General features: G+C 67.9%; 16 protein-coding genes and 2 pseudogenes. 8 read left to right on the forward strand and 10 right to left on the reverse strand.

All coding sequences use genetic code 11. From position 1 onward, the window contains the following. Positions 1–60: 60 nt before the first annotated feature. The 8 genes from ACSMX9_RS19405 to ACSMX9_RS19440 all read right to left on the reverse strand — a co-directional run bounded on the left by ACSMX9_RS19405 (position 61) and on the right by ACSMX9_RS19440 (position 9,840). Positions 61–1,239: an acyl-CoA dehydrogenase gene (locus tag ACSMX9_RS19405; protein ID WP_445395547.1), complete on the reverse strand. Its 1,179-nt coding sequence runs from the start codon at positions 1,237–1,239 to the stop codon at positions 61–63. 231 nt (positions 1,240–1,470) lie between these two features. Beyond that, entirely contained in the window at positions 1,471–2,631 is a 1,161-nt protein-coding gene (locus ACSMX9_RS19410; RefSeq protein WP_445395549.1) for a GNAT family N-acetyltransferase, read from the reverse strand. A 103-nt stretch (positions 2,632–2,734) separates the two neighbouring features. After that, positions 2,735–3,964, reverse strand: a complete 1,230-nt coding sequence (locus ACSMX9_RS19415; protein WP_445395551.1) for an MFS transporter — start codon at positions 3,962–3,964, stop codon at positions 2,735–2,737. Between the two features lie 496 nt (positions 3,965–4,460). Next, positions 4,461–5,690 (reverse strand): DegT/DnrJ/EryC1/StrS family aminotransferase, encoded by a 1,230-nt coding sequence (locus tag ACSMX9_RS19420; protein WP_445395553.1) that lies wholly within the window; start codon positions 5,688–5,690, stop codon positions 4,461–4,463. Between the two features lie 14 nt (positions 5,691–5,704). Next, positions 5,705–6,310, reverse strand: coding sequence for an HAD family hydrolase (locus tag ACSMX9_RS19425; RefSeq protein WP_445395555.1), 606 nt, complete (start codon positions 6,308–6,310; stop codon positions 5,705–5,707). Positions 6,311–6,327: 17 nt separating this feature from the next. Further along, the gene (locus ACSMX9_RS19430; RefSeq protein ID WP_445395557.1) at positions 6,328–7,860 is read right to left on the reverse strand and encodes a GMC family oxidoreductase; all 1,533 of its coding nucleotides are present in this window, start codon (positions 7,858–7,860) and stop codon (positions 6,328–6,330) included. A 25-nt stretch (positions 7,861–7,885) separates the two neighbouring features. Further along, positions 7,886–8,680, reverse strand: a complete 795-nt coding sequence (locus tag ACSMX9_RS19435) for an SDR family NAD(P)-dependent oxidoreductase (RefSeq protein WP_445395559.1) — start codon at positions 8,678–8,680, stop codon at positions 7,886–7,888. Further along, complete coding sequence (locus ACSMX9_RS19440; protein ID WP_445395561.1) at positions 8,677–9,840, reverse strand: sedoheptulose 7-phosphate cyclase; 1,164 nt, start codon at positions 9,838–9,840, stop codon at positions 8,677–8,679. Before ACSMX9_RS19440 ends, ACSMX9_RS19435 begins: the two co-directional genes overlap by 4 nt. A gap of 854 nt (positions 9,841–10,694) precedes the next feature. On the opposite strand from ACSMX9_RS19440, the gene ACSMX9_RS19445 reads away from it, so the two are divergent. The 4 genes and pseudogenes from ACSMX9_RS19445 to ACSMX9_RS19460 all read left to right on the forward strand — a co-directional run. Continuing rightward, positions 10,695–11,939 (forward strand): ROK family transcriptional regulator, encoded by a 1,245-nt coding sequence (locus ACSMX9_RS19445; protein WP_445395563.1) that lies wholly within the window; start codon positions 10,695–10,697, stop codon positions 11,937–11,939. A 172-nt stretch (positions 11,940–12,111) separates the two neighbouring features. Further along, on the forward strand, positions 12,112–12,297 hold the full coding sequence (locus tag ACSMX9_RS19450; RefSeq protein WP_445395565.1) for a type I-E CRISPR-associated protein Cas5/CasD: 186 nt from the start codon (positions 12,112–12,114) through the stop codon (positions 12,295–12,297). Positions 12,298–12,393: 96 nt separating this feature from the next. Then, positions 12,394–12,684, forward strand: coding sequence for a hypothetical protein (locus ACSMX9_RS19455; protein ID WP_445395567.1), 291 nt, complete (start codon positions 12,394–12,396; stop codon positions 12,682–12,684). Positions 12,685–12,921: 237 nt separating this feature from the next. Continuing rightward, positions 12,922–13,080, forward strand: a pseudogene (locus ACSMX9_RS19460) (DUF255 domain-containing protein); the annotation flags it as partial. A gap of 33 nt (positions 13,081–13,113) precedes the next feature. Here the strand turns inward: ACSMX9_RS19460 and ACSMX9_RS19465 are convergent. Continuing rightward, positions 13,114–13,521 (reverse strand): type II toxin-antitoxin system VapC family toxin, encoded by a 408-nt coding sequence (locus tag ACSMX9_RS19465; RefSeq protein WP_445395569.1) that lies wholly within the window; start codon positions 13,519–13,521, stop codon positions 13,114–13,116. Next, positions 13,518–13,790, reverse strand: coding sequence for a hypothetical protein (locus ACSMX9_RS19470; RefSeq protein WP_445395571.1), 273 nt, complete (start codon positions 13,788–13,790; stop codon positions 13,518–13,520). The genes ACSMX9_RS19465 and ACSMX9_RS19470 overlap by 4 nt, the downstream gene beginning before the upstream one ends. Positions 13,791–14,109: 319 nt before the next feature. Between ACSMX9_RS19470 and ACSMX9_RS19475 the strand changes: the two genes are divergently transcribed. The 4 genes and pseudogenes from ACSMX9_RS19475 to ACSMX9_RS19490 all read left to right on the forward strand — a co-directional run bounded on the left by ACSMX9_RS19475 (position 14,110) and on the right by ACSMX9_RS19490 (position 18,891). Beyond that, complete coding sequence (locus tag ACSMX9_RS19475; RefSeq protein ID WP_445395573.1) at positions 14,110–14,592, forward strand: hypothetical protein; 483 nt, start codon at positions 14,110–14,112, stop codon at positions 14,590–14,592. A gap of 122 nt (positions 14,593–14,714) precedes the next feature. Continuing rightward, a pseudogene (locus tag ACSMX9_RS19480) lies at positions 14,715–14,873 on the forward strand (DUF255 domain-containing protein); the annotation flags it as partial. Between the two features lie 872 nt (positions 14,874–15,745). Next, positions 15,746–16,657: a hypothetical protein gene (locus ACSMX9_RS19485; RefSeq protein ID WP_445395575.1), complete on the forward strand. Its 912-nt coding sequence runs from the start codon at positions 15,746–15,748 to the stop codon at positions 16,655–16,657. Between the two features lie 161 nt (positions 16,658–16,818). Next, complete coding sequence (locus ACSMX9_RS19490; RefSeq protein WP_445395577.1) at positions 16,819–18,891, forward strand: UvrD-helicase domain-containing protein; 2,073 nt, start codon at positions 16,819–16,821, stop codon at positions 18,889–18,891. Positions 18,892–18,964 lie beyond the last annotated feature (73 nt).

The raw sequence follows: 18,964 nt of genomic DNA on the forward strand, positions 1-18,964 counted from the left end.
CCCCGGCCGACGCGTGCGACGAGGGCACCGGGTCGGGCGTCCCGCCGTCCGCCCCCGCGGTCAGACCAGGTCGAGGAAGCTCCACCGGGCGTCCGGGCGGGCGCCGCTCAGCCACCTGCCGCAGTTCTGGAGCACGACCGGGCTCGACGTGATGTGCTGCGCGCCCGTGCCGAGGTCGCGCAGGAAGCGGTCGATCGGGCCGCGGCGGATCGCCGCCGAACCGGCCCAGCGGTGCACGGTCCGGCCCACCCCGGACACGGTCGAGGTCGTGTGGTTGAGCACGAGCCGGATCAAGGTGTCCTGTTCCGTGCTCGGCAACTCGCCGCTGTCCAAGGTCTGTTCGACGTCCTGCCAGACCTCGTTCGCCCAGGCCCGGGCGGCCCGCAGCCCCGCTTCCGCCGCCGCGTACTCGGCGTGGAACTGCGAGGTGTCGACCGCGGCGCCCCGCGAGCCGGTCCGTGCCGCGGCGACCCGCTTCATCTCGTCCAGCAGCCGCCGCCCCACCCCGAGGGTCCATCCCGTGTGCCCGATCGCGGACATGTTGACCAGGCCGAGCCGGTAGAGGGCGCCGCCGTTGCGCGGGGTGTCCGTGGTCGCGACATAGGTGTACTCGTGCGGGACGTAGGCATCGGTGCAGTGGTAGTCGATGCTGTGGGTGGCGCGCAGCCCGAGCACGTCCCAGTTGCCGTCCAGGCTGACCTGCGACTTCGGCATGGCGAGGACCCGCAACTCATCGGTGCCCTCGACCAGGATCGCGCTGTGGACGTGGGTGGCGTGCGCCATCCCGGAGGCGAACTGCCACTGACCGCTGACCCGGTAACCGCCCTCCACCGGCACCGCCCGGCCGGGGCGGGTGCCGTGCCCGGACAGCAGTGCGTGCTTCCCGTTCGACACGTCGGGGAACAGCTCGGCCGTCGCCTCCCCGCCGAGGTACGCCGCGGTGGTCCCGGTCATCATCTGCAAGGCGATCGCGGTCCATCCGGCCGCGGCGTCGTGGTAGCTCACCCGCTCCGCCGCCTCGATCAGTTGCCGCGGCGCGAACTCGTACCCGCCCAGGCTCAGCGGCAGTTCGGCCCGCACGATTCCGGTGGCGAACAGGGCCCGCGCGGTGTCCTCCGGAAGCCGTCCCGACTCCTCTGCCGCATCCGCCCGTTCGTCGAGGACCCCGCCGAGCGCGTCGATCCGTTCCAGCACCGTCGCCAGTTCCCCACTGACGTGCAACTGCCCCTGGTCACCCATGGGTTACCCCTTCTCGTGGCCTGTTCCCGATCCTCTCACGCAGGCTCCGAGCCGCCCCCGTCCCGAGTTCACCGCGCTCCCCCCGACCTGCGATCGGCCGAGGCCGGCGCGGCGCCGCCGCCCGCGCCCGGTCGGGCCCGTGCGCCGCTGCCGTGCCGACCGGCCTCCCGGACGGCACGTCCGGGAGGCACGAGTGGCGTGGCACGGAATCCCCGCTTCGCCCGGGGCGGTTCAGAACAGGTCGGGGAGCCAGGTGTGGTGCGAACCGGACATGGCGGTGAGGAGCTGACGGTCCTCCTCGGTGACGCCGTCCGCCTCGCCCCACTGCAGGAGGTGTTCCGTGCTGGCGGATCCGGCGTACCACGAGGTGAACAGGCCGGTGGGGAGGGTGACGCGCGGGTTCCGGCCGGTCACGGCCGTTGCCTTCCCCGATGCGATGTCGAAGGAGAGGTGTTCCTCGGCCCCGGAGGGCCCGAGGAGACGGAGGTCGAGGTGCCCCGTCGCGGCCTCCGGCCACGGTCGTTGTTCGATCGCCCCCGCAGGATCGAGCAGCTTCAGCATCCAGGGGTGCCATACCTGCTGGGTCGTCGTGTACTGGTCGGTCGTCCACAGGTGGGGAGCCAGCAGCGGTTGAGTGCCGGGCTGGAACCGGACCGTGGCTGCCTGGCTGCGCTGGTCGCTGATGAACGCGTTCGCGAGGCCGGCCGCCTCCGGGTCCCCTGCCCAGTAGTCGGTGATCTCCAGTTCGTGTCCCCAGGGTCCCGTCCGGGTGCGGGAGCAGCCGACGAGCGCACGGGCCCGACCCTCGGGATCGCTGATCTCGTACAGTCGCGGCCCCGTGGTCGTGTCCGGGTACTTCCACGTCCACCACCACGCGGGTCGGTCGACGGGGCCGTGCCAGGTGCGGGCGAGGCTGCGCTGGAGGGGATGCCCGGCCGACTCCGTGACGTCCGCGACCCGGTAGCCGTGCCGGACGGGGGGTGCGAAGGCGTCGATGGGCAGCTGACCGGTCGTCGCCGAGCCGGCCAGTTCCCACCCCCAGCGGCGGTACAACCCCAGCGAGGGGGTCCACAGGCTGCTGATGACCGCCCCGGCCGCCCGCTGCTCGGCCGTCACGTGTTCCAGCAGTCGGCGGGCGACGCCCCGGCCGCGTTGGTCGACGGCGACGCACACGGTGGAGATGCAGCAACTGGAGAGGGCCGCTCCGGCGAAGAACTGTCCGACGGGCAGAGCGGTGACTCCACCGATGACCCGTTGCCCGTCGAGGGCCAGCCGGACCGCGCCGTGGGTGTGGAGGACTTCGAGGTCGGTGAGTTCGGTGGCGAAGGCGCGATGGGCGAGCCTCGCGTACTCGGCCAGGTCGGCCTCGTGCCTGGGGGCGGTGATCTCCATCTGGTCGTCCTCCCGGTCCTCGTGCTGGCATGGGTCCGCCCTGCGAGTGGTCGCCCGTGGGCCGCGCAGGGTGAGGGGTGAGCGTGATGATGCGGGTGTTCCGTCAGGAACGGGGTGCGTCGACGGGCTGGTCGGTGGCGGCGAGCTTGAGGGCCAGGACCAACGCCGCGGCGAGCAGGGCGGGGCCGGCGAGGAAGGCGAGATGGATTCCGCTGACCGCGGCGACGGCGCTCAGCGTGAAGGGACCGAGGCCGGCGGCCAGCCCCTGGCCGAGTGCGAACAACGACATGGCGCGGTCCGTGCTCCCCTCGGCTGCTGCCAGGCCCCGGGAGACGGCGAGGGGGAAGTGCAAGGACATGCCCAGCCCGCAGACGAAGATCCCGGCCAGGGCACCGGGGCCGGTCAGCAACCAGAAGCCGGCGAACCCGGTCAGGGCCAGTGCCAGACTGCACACCAGCAGCCTTCCGGTCGGCCACCGCTGTGCGAGCCGGGTGCCGTAGAGCCGACCTGCGACCATGCCGATGAGCATCAGGGTGATGCCCATCGTGGCGGTGGACTGCGACAGTCGGGCGTGCACGCGCAGTTCCTCCGAGGCCCACACGACCATGCACATCTCGAAGCAGGAACAGGCCAGGAACAGGGCCCAGGCGGACCAGAACTCGGTGGAGAACCTCCGGCCGCGGGTGCCCGGGGCGCGGGGGGCGGGCGAGGCCGGGGGCAACTTCTGGCGTCTGCACACCCACCATGTGCCGATGGCCAGCGGAACGTTCAGCCAGAGGCCGAGGCGCCATCCTCCCGGCAACAGCGTGGCGGCGCCCAGAACGAGTGGGGCGAGCATGCCGACCCCGGCGCTGATCCCGTTCGCCTCGCTCATCGCGGCCGGGGCGAACGGGCCGTGGTGGTCGGACAGCGCCGCGGCGGTGATGTTCACGATGACGTTGCCGGCCCCTCCGATCACCACCGCGGCGAGGAGGGTGCTCCACAGCCACGGGCCGGTGCAGTACGCCGCGACGGCACCGGCCAGGGTGAGCAGGGCCGCGGCCTGCACCCGGGTCCGCCCCCAGCGCACCGCGGTCCTCGCCGTGGTCCAGCCCGCCGCCATGGCGCCGACGGCCAGCCCCGTGCTGTGAAGCGCTGCAACTGCATCGGCTAAGTTCCGGTCGTCGGCCAGCAAGGGGATGGACGGGCTGAATCCGTACATCGTGAAACCGAAGACGCACAGTTGCAGGTACAGCACAACGGTGAGCCGGTCGCGCTGGAGGCGTGGTGCCCGGGAAGCAGAGCGGGGGTCCGGAGACGCGGTGGTGGACTCGCGGTCGGTCGGTCCCGTCATGGAGTGCTGCTCCCTCCTTCCGGAACTCCGTGAGCGGCCGTCCGATCCCGTGCGGCCGTCGAGCGATCAGCCTGAAAGGCCCTGCGTGGTGCGAAGGGGGTGAGGTGCCGCCCGGCGATGCGCACGCCGGGACGGGCCCGCGTGCGGAGCGGGGATATACTTAAGTGTATTTCTTTTTTATATCCGCCGCCACATGTTCCGCACGGCTCCCCGTAGTTGAGGACTGCGCGACGTCCGCCCGGCCTCCGTGCGGCACGTCTCAGGTCCACCGGCCCGACCTGCGGCACGGACGGCCCGTCCGGTTCCGTGCCTCCGCGTCCGCCTGCGCAGCCGGGTGAGGAACTGCCGCCCGGCGGGCTCGCGCCCAGAGCCGTCGGGGAGTTCCCGGTGCACGGGCGGGACCGTCGGCCGGTCGTCCGGCCGACGGCCTTCCGGGAGCCACGGGGACTCGGGCCGTCCGCCGGCGTCGCCGCCGGATCGGGGGCCCCGCCACCCGTCAGCCCAGTACGGCGTCCACGGTCGCGGTGAACTGGTCGGCGGCCCGTTCGATGTCGGGCTCGGTGGCCTGGACGGTGACGCCGTAGCCCGCGCCGAGGTAGCTGTCCGAGACCCCGATGGAGATGGCCACGGCCCGGGCGAGGACGTCATCGGTGCGGGGAAGGCTGCCGCGACGGTAGTCGTGCTGGGATTCGGACCCCGGCCGGCGGAACGGGGCGGGCGACGTCCCGCCCTCGGTGAGGGCCGCGAGTTGGGACATGTTGCCGTAGTAGTGGCGTCCGGAGCCCAGCATGGTCTTCGTCCCGAGGGCGTCGGCGACCGCAGCGGCCTCGGCGGCACCGTCGAAGACGTGCACGAGGAGCGTTCCGCATTCGCCTTCGGGGTCGTGGAGCGTGCGTCGCTGCAGTCCGTCCCGGGTCGGAATCCGCGAAGCGACCGCCTGCTTCACCGCTCGGGTGGCCTTCAGGACCCCGTCGAGCTTGTCGAGTTGGGCGCAGGCGACCGCACCCGAGAGTTCGGGCATGCGCAGGTTGAGGCCGAACAGGATGTCGCCGTCCCCGGTGTCGGTGCGCTGGGGGAACCAGCCCTGGTCCTGGAACGAGTAGGCGCGCTGGTACAGGTGCGCGTCCGAGGTCAGGACGAATCCCCCCTCCCCGCTGGTGATCACCTTGAACGGGTTCAGCGAGAAGGCGCCGGCCGCGCCGTGCGTCCCCAGCCGCCGACCGCGGTACGAGCCGCCGCACGCCTGCGCCACGTCCTCGACGAGGGCCAGCCCGTGCCGCTGTGCGATCTCGCCGAGGGCGGCCAGGTCGCACGGTGCGCCCAGCATGTGCACGGCCATGATCGCCTTGGTGCGGGGGGTGATCTTGGCTTCGACGTCCTCGGGTGAGAGGGTCAGGGACTCGTCGATCTCCGCGAGGACGGGCGTGGCCCCGCTGTAGACGATGCTGCCGATCGAGGCGATGAAGGTGTATCCGGGCACGATGACCTCGTCGCCGGGGCCGACGCCGAGCGCCGCGAGGGCGGTGATCAACGCGGAGGTGCCGCTGTTCACGCCGATGGCGTGCGGAACGTCGAACATCGACTGCACGGCCTGCTCGAAGCGGGCCACGAACGACGTGGTCTCGGGCACGTCGTACGAGTATCGCGTCAGGTGCCAGTCCTTGAGCACTGCCTCGACGTTCGCGGCTTCTTCGGCTCCGAGGAACGCGTATCCGGGTCCGGGCATGGTGATGATCCCTCTCAGGCGTGGTGGAGCTTGCGTCGGATGTCGATCACTGTCATCGAGGCCCTGTCGGCCGCGGTGATGCCGGCCTCGCTGTCCTCAAGGACGATGCACCGGGCGGGCGGAACGCCGAGAGCCGCAGCAGCGGCCAGGAAGATGTCCGGCTCGGGCTTTCCCCGGCGGACGTCCTCCCGGGCCACCACGGCGTCGAAGAGCTCGTCGAGAGCCAGGTGCTTCATCGTGGCTTCGATGCTCCGGCGGCGTCCCCCCGATGCCACCGCCATCGGCACGCGCCCGTGGTTCGCGCGTGCGATGTCGGCCACCGCGGTGATCTCGCGAACCTGGTCGAGTTGGTCCAGGTACGCCGTCTGGCACCGGTCGACCAGCTCCGCGAGGGGAAGCGGGAGTTCGACGTCCTGGTCACGGGAGAGCCACAGAATCGCTTCGTCCGTCGACATGCCCGTGGCGGTCGCGTACCAGTCCGCGTCGACCGTGAGGCCGTACGGGGACAGGACCGTGCTCATCGCCGCGTAGTGCGCGGCGAGGGTGTCGGCGAGGGTGCCGTCCCAGTCGAAGACCAGGGCGTCGAAGCCGTCGGCGGGTAGCTGGTGGATGGTCGGCATCTGCTGGTTTCCTTCTGTCAGGCGGGTACGGACGGCACGTCCGCGGGCAGCGGCGCCGAATCCCGACCGACGATCTTGGCGGCGGCCTTCTCGGCGATGGCGAAGACCGGCGCGGAGATGTTCCCGGTCGTCACCGCGGGCATGACCGACGCGTCGACGACGCGCAGTCCTTCGCAGCCGCGTACCAGCAGGTCGCTGTCGACCACGGCGTCCGTGTCGGTGCCGAGCCGGCAACTGCCCACCGGATGGAACTGCGTCTGGGCGTTGCTGCGGCAGAAGTCGACGAGGTCGGCGGGCGCGCGCCGGTCCTGGGTCAGGTCGCGGAACCGGCGCAGGCTGCGGGTGTCGGCCAGCCGGTGGGCCAGCCGCACTCCTTCGACGAGGGTGTCGACGTCCGCCTGTTGCGAGAGGTAGTCGGGATCGATCGCCGGGGGCTGCCACGGGTCGGCGGACTGCAAGGTCAGCCTGCCCCTGCTCACCGGACGGGTGACGGCAGGGCCGATGGTGAAGCCCCGACCGAAGCCCGAGGCGTCGTTCAGGTCGATCATGGGGGCGAAGGACAGTTGGATGTCGGGAGCGGGCAGCCCCGGCGTGCTGCTGACGAAGCCGCCCGCCTCGCCCAGGTTGGAGGCGTCCGCGACGGGGAGGGTGCGGTCGGCGGGGAAGCTCACGGAGACCTGTACGTGGTCGTGGAGGTTTCCTCCGACACCCGGCACGTCGCACGCCACCGCAATGCCGTGGGCCCTCAGGTGGTCGGCGGGACCGATGCCGGAGAGCATCAGCAGGTGCGGTGTCGCCACCGCGCCGGCGGAGAGGACCACTTCGCGTTCGGCGCGGAGGGTGACGAGCCGGCCCGCCCGCCGCACCTGGACGCCGGTCGCCGTCGTCTCGTCGAGGAGCAACCGCATCACCCGGGTGCCGGCGAGCACGGTGAGGTTGGCGCGGGAGACGGCCGGTGCCAGGTAGGCGTCGGCCGAGCCGCATCGCCGTCCTGCCCGGCGCATCACCCGGTACAGGCCGATCCCTTCCTGCTGGCCGCTGTTGAAGTCGGGGTTCACGGCGAGCCCGATCTCCTCGCCCGCGCTGACGAACGCCTCCGCGAAGGGGTGGGGCCGTGACGGGGACTCCACCGAGAGCAGGGCGCGATCGTCCGCGGTGCCCGCCACCCGGGCCAACCAGGGGAGCATGCCCCGGCTGCCCCATTCCGTTCCGCCGTGCACCGCCCAGACGTCGTAGTCGCTGGCGTGGCCCTCGACGTACACCATGGCGTGCATGGCACTGGAGCCGCCGACGAGACGCCCGCGCGGCCAGCTCAACCGGCGCCCGTTGAGGTGGCGTTGGGGAACCGTGAGGTAGGACCAGTCGAGTTCGCTGCCCATGAGCTGGGGCCACCGGGACGGCTGGGTCACCCGTGGATCCGCCGTGGCGTCGGGGCCCGCCTCGACCAGGGCGACGGTGACGTCCGGGTCGGCGGAGAGGCGGTGGGCGAGCACGCAGCCGGCGAGGCCCGCGCCCACGATGACGTAGTCGTATCGCAGTTGGTGGGACAAGAGTCAGCCCTCACAGAGGATGGGTTCAGGAGGCCAGGAAGCCGCCGTCGACCCCCAGGACCTGGCCGTTGACGTAGGAGGCGGCATCGGAGAGCAGGAACAGGACCACGGCGCTGACTTCGGACGGTTCCCCCACCCGGCCCGCCGGTATCAGGCGGTCCCAGTTCGCGGCTCCCTCATCGACGGTGATCGAGTTCAGGTACATGTCGGTCGCTATGGGACCCGGGGCGATGCCGTTGACGCGCACGCCGAACTCCGCGTACTCGACCGAGGCCGACTTGGTCAGTGCCACCGCCGCGTTCTTGGAGGCCGCATAGGCGCCGACGCCGGGGAAGACGGTGCGGAAGCCGTGGACGGAAATGTTGTTGACGATGGCTCCGGCACCCGCCTCGGCCATCCTGCGCAGCTCGTGCTTCATGCACAGCCACAGGCCGCGGGTGTTGACCGCCATGGCGCCGTCGAAGGCGTCCTCCGTCAGGTCCGCGACCCGTCCGGGTGCCGACGCGCCCGCGTTGTTGAACGCGCAGTCGAGGCGGCCGTAGGTGCGCACGACGGAGTCCACCGCGTGGGCCACCTGTCGGGCACTGGTGACGTCGGCCGACACGTACGTCGCCTGACCCCCGCGGTCCCTGATCTCGTCGACCACGGCCTGCCCCTCCTTCGCGCGCCGCGCCGCGATGGCCACCTTCATGCCGCACTCCGCAGCGGCGAAGGCGGTGCTGCGGCCTATCCCGGAGTTCCCGCCGGTGATCAGGACGACCCGGTCGGCGAGGCGGGCCGGCAGGTCCAGGAGGTCCCGGACGGGGGAGGACGAGGTCACCGGTTCGTCCCGCGCCGGACCAGTTCGGACTCCTGGTGCTCGCCCAGACGCTTCATGCGGTGTGCGGCGTCCGCGATCTCCTCGGCACTCACGTCGTTGAGGAAGGTGGCGCGGCCGATGCTCTCCACGACGGGCAGGTTCTGGTTGCCGTTGCGGTGGCGCATCGTGTCGGCCAGGGCCTGCATCAGGAGGTCGATGTCGGCGAAGCCCGGATGCCAGGTCGGAAGGCCCAGGCCGGTGGCGGTCGCGGCGATCCTGTCGACCTCGTGGTGGTTGAGGTATCCGCGGCCGTGGGCGATGAACGCGGACAGGAGGCAGTCCAGGGCCACGGCCTCCCCGTGCAGGAGCTGCTCGACGTGACGCATCTCGACGAGCGGGCTGAACGAATGCCCGTAGTCCACCGCCCGCCGGAGGTCCTTCTCCCAGAGATTGTTCCGCAGTTCGTCGATCATGCCGGCGATCGCCCGCCTGATCGCCTCGGCGCCCTCCGGCGACTGGAACTTGTTCGCCACCAGCGCCGGGCCGCCGTTCTCCAGGAGCGCGAAGAGGGCGGGGTCCTTGATGAGGCCCATCTTGAAGATCTCGCCGCCGCCGTTGCTGATCTGCCGGGTGGACACGGTGCTCAGGAAGGCGGGATCGACCAGGGTGAGCGGAGGCGGACTGTAGGAGCCGATCCGGTTGCGGAAGCCCTGGAAGTTCACCCCCGTCTTGGCGGCGACGCTGACGTCGACCAGGGAGAGCAGGGTCGTCGGCACACGCGTGTGCGGGATGCCGCGACGGTACAGACTTGCGGCGAGGCCCACGACGTCGAGGACGACGCCGCCCCCGATGGCCACGGGCGCGTCGCTCGCCCGCAGGGTGCCGACCTCGTTGAGGGCGCTGATGACCTGGAGCACCTGGCCCATGGTCTTGCGTCCCTCGTCACCGAGGAGTTCGAGCAGCCGGTGGGGGACGTTGTACTCCTTGAGGTAGCGCTCTAAGCGGGCGCCGTACAGGCGGGCGACCGCGCGGTCCACGATGACCAGCTTGGTGCCGCCCTGCGAGTCGCTGGTGAGGACGTCGGCCAGCGTGGGGTTGTCCAGGTCGAGGAGGGAGGGCGTCTCGCGTATCTCGTAGCTGACGTCGAGTTGGGTGCTGATCGTCCAACTGTCCGTGGACATGGTGGGTTTCCTCTCCGTTGCTTCCGGTACGGGGGTGTCGGCCACGGTCGGCCGACGCACGGCAGATGTCGGGGGAGTCGGGAGTCGGGGGAGTCGGAGGAGGGGCGCACGCGGCGGGGACGCCGGTTCAGGTGCGGGGGCTCGACAACAGGCCGAGCGTGGCGCGGCGGAGCGGCGCGGGGATCGTCGGTGAGGTGAGACGGGTGACCGCCGCATCGGCGGAGGAACTCAGGAGCTGCGGGATTCCGGCGGCGAAGCCTTCGCCCCGGCCGATGCGCGCCGTCGCCCGGTCGGGCCGCTCGTGGGAGGTTCCGACGGCCCGGGAGGGGGCGCGGGGGTATTGCCGGGCATGCCCGAGCCGTAGTTCGTCAGTCCGGACGGGGCGAACCGGGAGATGGTCGTGCATCCGACGGTCGTGGTGGTCCGACGGGGCGGTAGCTGCGGCGACGACAACGTTGCCAGAGTGCCCCGGCGATGCCCGTTCCGCAGAGGGCCGGTGCGCGTGAGGCGCTCTCCCGGGAGGCGACGGTGCGGAGGGCGAGCACGTCGGGCGCCGTCCGCCGGGAGGTCCCGCATCCGTCGACGAGCAGAGGACGGGAAGGGTCGACGCCGTTGGGCACGCATCCGAAGGCGGACGGCTCCGCGAGCTGCGCCCGGACCACGCGGTTGCGGTGGGCACAGTACGTCGTCTGCAAAGAAGGGTCTGGCTGTTCAGGCTTGGCCGCGGACTCCATCCGGTGCTCCCTCGCGCTTGCGCGTGGTGGGGGACGAGTGACTTTGTTGCAGCGTGAGCACTTTATTAAGTGCCTTACATTTATATTGTCGCCCAAGCTACTGTCAAGGGGGTCTTGGTCATGCCAGGCTTGAACAACGGGCAAGGTCTCACGCCTGCGGATCTCCGGCGCGCCAACGCCAACGAGGTCGTCAGGCTGTTGCGGGTCGCCGGCCCTCTGCGCATCAGTGACATCTCCAACCGGACCGGCATCTCGCGCCCCACGGTCACTCAACTCGTCGCGTCACTGGAGGCCGACGCCCTCGTCGAGTACGTCGACGAACCCGCTGCCCAGGCGGACTACCCCCGTCTGGGCCGTCCGGCGCGGCTGGTGCGCTACCGCGCCGAGAACGGCTACGTCCTGGGTGCGGAGGTGGGCCCCAGCCGTCTGCTCCTCGTCGTGACGGACCTGGCCGGCGAGGTCGTCGCGCGCCACGAAGGGCACCCGGACTCGGCGCGGAGCATGGACGAGCTGATGACCGAACTGGAGTCGCAGATCGAGACGGTGCTGAAGGCGGAAGGAGTGGCGCACGGCACGGTCAGGAGCCTGGTGGTGGGGGTACCCGGCCTGGTCGATCACCGGGCCCGTTCCTTGGCGCAGGGGCCGTGCCTGGCCCAGTGGGACAGCGAGGGCCACCGCGCCAGGCTCCAGCGCCGGTTCGACTGTCCGGTGCACTTCGAGAACGACGTCAATCTCGCGGTGATCGGCGAGTCGCGGCGCGGTGCCGCACAGGGGTTCGCCACGGTGGCCTACGTCCATTGGGGAACCCGTGTCGGAGCGGGCATCCTCGTGTCCGGCAACCTCCACGCCGGAGCCTCGTCGGCGGCGGGCGAGATCGGCCACCTCGTCCTCGGTTCCGCCCACGGTCCCTCGGGCCGGGGCACCTTCGAGCAGGCGGTGGGCGCACCGGCCATCGCGGCACGCGGCCGGGCGGCCGCCCGGCGCCCCGAGGGCCGGGCGCTGCGCGAACTCGCCGGCGGAGACGCCGCATCGGTCCAGGCCACCACCGTCTTCGCCGCGGCCCAGGCCCAAGACCCGGTGGCCCGGGCGATCGCCGAAGACTTCATCACCGGCTTCGCCAGGGGACTGGCACCGCTGGTCCTCGTCCTCGACCCCGACATCGTGGTGTTGGGGGGGCGCGTCGCCCAGGCCGGCCCGTGGGCGCTCGACACCCTGCGCCAGAAACTCGTCCCCCACACCCTCCTGCCCCCGCCCCTGGTCCTGTCCTCGCTGCACAACCAGGCCGCCGCGATCGGAGGCGCCTGCATGGCGCTGGAAGCCATCGAACCGCACCTGCTTTCCGCCCCTTCGCTCCACCACCGGTGAGACGAGGCGGACCGCCCCGGGCGTGGTCCGCACCGCGGATCGACGAGCCGGGATGCTGCGAGCCCGGTGACCGGCTCCGCCGAACCCGGTCGCCCGCCGTACCTGGGAGGCGATGCACGGGGCCAAGCAGCGCGACGTACGACGATCGCGTGCGGGACTCGTCGTACTGTCGATGGGCGTTCGGGTGGACCGGGAAGGCGAGTTGGAGCGCGACTTCCACACCGTTTCCAACGTGCCCAACACCGCAGAAGGTGCGGGAGCCACCGTCGTCAGCGAGCGGTCCTACCTGTCGGGGGCGCTCTTCCTCGTGGCTCTCGAAGGAGCGGACGAGGAGGTGCGTGGCCTGTACCGGGCCTGAGACGTCCTCGATGGCCCCTCTTCCTCAGCCGCAAGGCGTTCCCGCCCGGTACTCCCGTCGTACACCCGGACCAGGGCCGCGGTACACGACGGCCACGTGGACGACGTGCTGGAAAGCCATCCGTGGTTGGAGACGCGTCCGGCGCGGCTGCGCCGGGCACGCGAGCGTTTGGACGCGGGTACACCGCTGCATCTGCGGACCGTGCGTGACACCGTGCCCGTGTTCCTGGGAGCCGAGTTGCGCCACGACCACCCGATCTCGTTCTCGGCACGGCGGCGAGGCCACGGAACGCGCGCGGTGCGTGTCGATCACGTCCCTGTGACCGCTCCGATGCTCCCACGACAGCCGGAGGCCACCTCGAAGTTCGAACAAGTGGGAACAGCATGAGCCTCTGGCTGGCCCGGTTGACCCCCGACCTGCATAGAAGGGACGTGTGGGGCAACCTGAACGACGCCTACTTGATGCACCGCCGCGTCATGTCCCTCTTCCCCGACTGCCCCTCTGGCACCCCCGGTCCGGCAGTCCGCCAACGAGCCCGCTCTCCACGGACGTGCCTCCGTCTGACCGCGGCACGCCGTTCATGACTGGCGGGTGGGGCGAGGAGGGCGGGCATAGGTTGGGGGGATGCCGAATCGACTCGCGGGTGAGACGTCGCCCTATCTGTTGCAGCACGCCGACACCCCGGTGGATTGGTGGCCCTGGTCGCCGGAGGCGTTTGAGGAGGCGTGGTGGCGGGACGTACCCGTACTGCTCAGCGTGGGGTACAGCTCCTGCCACTGGTGCCAGTGAATGCACAGGCCCAGTAGTCGATGGTGCTTACACGTCTCTGATGATGACGCGCTTGCCGCAGAGCTTCGACCAGTCGTCCCGGTCGGAGGTCAGGACGATCACGGGGGCCGGGACGCGGAGCGCGAGCGCGGCGACGAGAGCGTCGATCGCGTACTTGTGTCCGTGCAGACCGCCTGCGTCCTGGAGCAGCTTCACCGCTGTCAGGGAGTCATCCTGGCTGACCGGTTCCACCCGTAGCCGGGAGAGCACCCACTTCAAGCGCGCCAGATCGGTCTTCCCGTGTACGGCTTCAACAATGGTCAGCGCGGACAGGAGGACGGGAACCCCGGCCTGCCGGGACGCCTCGATGCGAGCCGCCATACCGCGGTCGTTGCGCAGGAGCAGGGAGAGCGCCTCCGAGTCGAGCACCAGCGAGCGGGCCGACTGCTCCTTCACGCGGCGCCCCGCTCGACATCCTCGGCGTTCACGTCTCCGAACAGCTCCCGACGAGCGGCTTCGATCTCCTGCTCCGTGAGCGCACCGTGCTCCTCCTCGTGGGACGCCACGATCTCGGCGAGTCCGTCCATGGCGAGCTGGTGTCGGACGGCCTCGGTGATGTAACTGGACAGGCCGCGGCGGCCGGCTCGGGAGCGGAGCTCGCTGACCAGTTCGGCGGGCATGGAGACGGAGATGTTCTCGGTGTTCCCGGCTCGGGTCGGCTTCATGTCCAGAGTGTACGACAACCTTTATTACATCGCGAGGGCTGAAGAATCGATCCGCGGGCGCCGCCAGTACTTCCGCGATCCGGATCGCGGAAGTCGACAGCTTTCCGAAGCAAACCGACCGGGCTCTCCCCGTACCCTGAGGGTGAAGTGATGGGACAGGCCTCTCGGCTCGCCGCGAGGACGGCAGGCGGGGGTGGCCGCGACATGATGATCGACTACAACGTCAGCGATCAGGCCCCCGGACACGCCGGGCTGGTTGAAGTCCCTCGTCTCGTCCCTTGACCGGCGCCACGGCGGAAGCACCGTTCTGCCCCTGACCGTGATCGTGGACGAGGTCCTGGAATGGCTGGAGCTCGCCAGCGGAGTCGACGCCTGGAAGAACTCGGCCAACCGTGCATCGTTGCGCAGCGATCTGGAGGGGTCCTTGCGGGCACTCGGTCCCGCGCTCCGGGCCCACATCGCCACACCGCTCGCCGACTTCCAAGACTTCCAAGGCGCCTTCGGGCGGCTCGTCAGCAGTCCCGGAGCTGTCTTGAAGCAGCCGCCGGGCACCCGCACCGATGCGGTCTGGACCGATCTCGCAACGGCCGGGAAGAACCTGCTCGCCGCGCTCGAATCCGACGAAGGTGCCTGCGTCGGCTGGGACGACCTGGCGGCCACGCCGCGGGACCGCACTCTGGCGGGTCGGGAGTACCGCCCGATCGCCGACCTGCTCTTCGACCAGTTGCGCAGACGCGGCCTCAACGCGGAGGGGATCTTCAGGGGGGCTTGTCTCCGTGATGGCGCTCGGCCGGGACCCTGACGACCCTCGGGCTGGCGAGAGGGCGGTGTGGGCGCGAGCGACGACGGCCGAGGCATACCCCGCAACCCCGGTTGCCTGTGGCGCACGGGCAGTGCTCGGGTTGGGTGCGCGAGGATGGGGGCATGTCCAATCGACTCGCGCACGCCACGTCCCCGTACCTGCTCCAGCACGCGGACAACCCGGTCGACTGGTGGCCGTGGGGGCCGGAGGCGTTCGAGGAAGCCCGACGCCGCGACGTACCCGTACTGCTATCGGTTGGCTACTCCGCGTGCCACTGGTGCCAATGACTTAACACAACCAGGTAGTCCTGAACTGGGGTGTTTCCAGAGGGTAGCCATATGGACACGCGTGATGAGGGGCAGGGTAGGAGCATAGACGCTTGGGTGGAGGCCGAACTGGCCGCTTCACCCGAGTGCGGCCCTAGAAGTACGCCAGCCTTCGTCGGCGCTTGGAGGACAGCGAACCCGCTGCCGCCGCCGAGGAGTAGGGGTACGGAGTCGCGGACTGCGGCTCAAGTGACAGTGCCGTGCGAGAGGACCGAGTGGTCCTCTCGCACGGCACTGTCCGTAACCGTGAAGATGATCGGCGAACCCAGCCCAGCCGGGCCGTCTGCTCTTTCGCGCACCACTGGCCGACGGCCGCGTACGAGCGCGCCGGTGACCATCGCCCAGGCGGCAACCAGAAACACCGCCACGGACGGGCGATGCACCCCTCGACGCCGACGCGGATCCGGCAGCATCCATAACTGCCCCACCAGTGGCAATCCCGCCGCACTGGCCAGCGCGGGCGACTTGGTCAGGCAGACGGAGGCAGTCTGGCGGCACATCGAAGCTCGGGCGGTTCAGGGCGCCTTGGCAAGGTCGCCCGGTTCAACCGGAGCCTCGATGGGTGTGTGTGACGGTCCGATTCGGATACCTGCATCGCCATGACCTGCGGACTCACGAGCTCACCAGGACTTTGAAACGATCCTGCGCTGCACTACAAGACTGAACAACGGTGCAGCACCACAGGCCGAGTCAACAGCACCACTGTCCTGAGCCATGGGCGCCGCCCTCAATAGATCAGAGCCCAGACCTCGCTGACTATATGTTAGTAGTGATGGGCTGCGCCGTCTGCAGGGCCCGAGACGCCCGACGGTTGTACCATCTTGTCTGTGACTGAAGCCACACTCGACTCATTCAGCGAGCACGTGCCCGATCTTGCAGCCGACTTGGTGGGAATCGAACAAGGCGACGTGTTGGAGTTTCTCTCCAGCGAGAAATTTCCAGACGGTTGGGATGCCGTGGTCGGAGTAGTGGTCACGGCCAACTGCGATCTCGCCTTGGGTAAGCACTGGGGAATGATCACCTACGTGCCGGCGATCCCAGTCGATTCCTATGTCCGAGGTTTCATAGCACCAAAATATCTGAAGGCCGAGGCCGCGAAGTCAGAAAGGCAAATCGCAGAAATCCTGAGAGCGTCAAGCGGGGAAGCCGCATTTGATAGAGCTCTATCAATGATAGATCTAGGCTATTCGCAGGATGATCTCAACCTTCTACTCGGAGATTCTCCAGCCCCCAAGACGAAGCTTAGATTCGAAAAAGAATGCCTGAGCTTGCGAGAGTCGAGCGGCACCTTCGAGCGGCTAGCCAAGTCTGAAAGATCAGAAGACTTTTGGTCTGTGATTCTCAGCCACATGAATGCTATAGACGCCCATCAGAGCCTTTCCGCTGGGGCGAGCATTGATAAGTTCAAGAAGAGCATCAAGAGCTCTCTCAAGAGCCTCCCTGGGGATGTCTTTTACCTCTCCGCTCCAAGTCCACTCCATCGGACAGGATATGTAGTCGTCCTTCGCTTCATTCGAAGCATCGAAGAGTCTGCGGTGGCACTCCGAAGCGTGGACGAGATCCGCAACCGGACGCAGTACAGGGCCCGGAGGGTGGCGCGACTCGACACTCTCTATTCCCATCGAGTCGTCCAACAAATGGCCAGCGTATTCACTGATATTGGACTGCCGAATGAATACGAGCAGGCGAGAGACGGTCGATTTGATGGATATATCGAGAAGCTTGGAGACGCAGAATGATCGTATTTACGCGCAATAGCCTTCCGCGATTCATCGAGAATGGCCGGGAGAACTCTTTCGGCGAGATTCGCAACCCAGAGTTGCTCCCGGGAGACATTTGCCTAGTTGTTGACAATGGAAACGCTTTCCTAATCCATTCCGATGACACGGAAGAAAGCAAGATGATCTTGCTTGCGGATGACAATTGGAATATAATTACAGGAAACCGGCACGAGGTCGCATCTAGATTCTTCGAGCGAATCAACAGGGCTGCGCGAGCAATGGCCCACCCGCCCGTTTCACTGCCAACTGCATGGAGCAAATTCTCGAATGAGAACTTGCTTGCATTTTTTGCATTGCCGCGCCATATGAACTATGGAACATTTCGCTGGATCGCCGAGTCGCTCCCGGATGGGAACGTCTGCTTCTGGACGATGACCGACAGTGATAGCTGGATTCCTCTTCAGCGGTTCAAGCCGAACCGGACGCTCGCCGAAGACGCTATTGAGCGCTTTCCCTTTGCGATGGAAAGCGCTGCAGAAGAATTTAAGAAACGCTCTCCAAGGCCGAAGCTGCTCCAGGCCTCTGTTGACCTCGAAAGAGTAGGTGGAGGGGCCGTCGTAAAGGGTAACACCTATACGGAGTGGCTCTCGATGCTCACCAGCTCTCAAACTGAGGCCCTTGCCAACGGGCTGAGTCGGCCGCTAAAGATCCGCGGGATCGCGGGCACCGGCAAGACATTGACATTGCAGCTCAAGGCGTTGCATGAGCTGTATCAAGAGGTCGATTCCATCGACCCGTCTTCCCCGGCTGAGTATCCGAGAGTGCTCTTTCTTACGCACAGCTGGGCCATGGCCAAGCAGGTCGAGGATTCCCTCCAGGTCTTGGATGAGCGGGGGCTCGCCGAACATATCGAAGTAATGCCATTGATCTACCTTCGAGAATGGCTTCAGGGGAGCCTTCCGGACAACGTGGAAGTGTTGGGAGATGACGGACTCGACGGCAAGTATCGGCAGGTGCAGCTCGTAGAGGAAGCCTTGGGGCATATCCAAGAGAGCACATGGGATACCTATCGGTCGCATGTTAGCCAGTGGGTAAGGGGCGCGGTTGAGTCATCTCAGGGTTCCGAGGACAGGCTTCGGCTTTGCTGGGCGCTTATGCGCGAATTTGCCGAGGTTTTCGACTCTCACGAAATCAAACCCGGCATGAACTCGCTTCGAAAGTATCTCGGGTTGACCCGCGAGAGCTGGATGGTTCCCCTGTCGGAAAATGCTGATCGGGAACTCGCGTTTGCCGTTTACACCCACTATGTTCGGCGGCTGGTTGAGGAAGGCCAGCTTACGACAGATCAGCTAGTTGACGACTTTCGGAGGTACCTCGAAACGTACATCTGGAACTCAGAGCGAACCGCCAAGGGATATGACCTTATCCTAGTCGACGAATTTCATCTCTTTAGTAACACTGAACGCTACCTGCTGCACCTACTGACGAGGGATGTGGAGGCAGTACCCCGGCTAGTCATGGCTATGGACCCAAGCCAGTCCGCATTCACGCTATTGACCGGATTGGCTGAGGGGGAGCTCAGTCGGGGTTCGGGGGCGCTACATCAAGGCGGTGAGAGTGCGGCCATCGACCTCACTGTCACTCACAGATTCACTGCCCCAATTTTTGAATTCGTTCAGTACCTCCATAGTGCCATGCCTAATCTCGTAGAGCTCGGCCACGACTGGGTCTACGATTCTCTCCCCTCGTCTGCTGGCAAGACCGATGGCGGGATTCCGATGGTGCAATTTCATGCACAGGGAGGCCTGGCAAGTACGGCGGTCGAGGCGGCTTTTGAGAAGCGTCAGTTGTCTGGCGCCGACGCGCGAGTGGCTCTGATAGGGGTCGGGAAGGCTGACCTCGAGGCGATCAAGCGAGGTCTTCGCGAATCAGAGCATCCTACAAGCTCTTTCGTCGTTATTGAGGGCCGGGACGACATCGAGCTTCTTAGGTATTCCAGGCGTGCCCTGGTCGCCACCACTGCCGAGTACGCGGCGGGCCTTCAGTTCTCTCACGTAGTTCTCGTGAGCGGAGCTAGTGGCTCGTTCGAGTATGGACATGGTGCCAGCGGGAAGAGAGCTGCCTACTCGCAATTCTACCTAGCTGCAAGTCGAGCTCAGGAGGATCTCCTCATCTTCGCCCACCAGGACGGCGAATTCGGTGAGGTCCTCAGTCGGGGTATCTTGAATGGTCTCGCTGGAGAAAGGGCCTAGCCTCGATCTTTCGTGACGGTCTGTCGGTTTCTTCGGCGGGCCGTTTCGGTTGTTCGGGCTGGTAGTGGTCAGG

The organism is Streptomyces sp. LE64 (genome assembly GCF_052606915.1).

Coding starts and splice junctions, on each gene's coding strand:
- ACSMX9_RS19445 (WP_445395563.1), top strand. CDS start 10,695: ATGCCAGGCTTGAACAACGGGCAAGGTCTCACGCCTGCGGATCTCCGG.
- ACSMX9_RS19450 (WP_445395565.1), top strand. CDS start 12,112: ATGGGCGTTCGGGTGGACCGGGAAGGCGAGTTGGAGCGCGACTTCCAC.
- ACSMX9_RS19405 (WP_445395547.1), bottom strand. CDS start 1,239: ATGGGTGACCAGGGGCAGTTGCACGTCAGTGGGGAACTGGCGACGGTG.
- ACSMX9_RS19420 (WP_445395553.1), bottom strand. CDS start 5,690: ATGCCCGGACCCGGATACGCGTTCCTCGGAGCCGAAGAAGCCGCGAAC.
- ACSMX9_RS19410 (WP_445395549.1), bottom strand. CDS start 2,631: ATGGAGATCACCGCCCCCAGGCACGAGGCCGACCTGGCCGAGTACGCG.
- ACSMX9_RS19415 (WP_445395551.1), bottom strand. CDS start 3,964: ATGACGGGACCGACCGACCGCGAGTCCACCACCGCGTCTCCGGACCCC.
- ACSMX9_RS19470 (WP_445395571.1), bottom strand. CDS start 13,790: ATGAAGCCGACCCGAGCCGGGAACACCGAGAACATCTCCGTCTCCATG.
- ACSMX9_RS19440 (WP_445395561.1), bottom strand. CDS start 9,840: ATGTCCACGGACAGTTGGACGATCAGCACCCAACTCGACGTCAGCTAC.
- ACSMX9_RS19425 (WP_445395555.1), bottom strand. CDS start 6,310: ATGCCGACCATCCACCAGCTACCCGCCGACGGCTTCGACGCCCTGGTC.
- ACSMX9_RS19490 (WP_445395577.1), top strand. CDS start 16,819: ATGATCTTGCTTGCGGATGACAATTGGAATATAATTACAGGAAACCGG.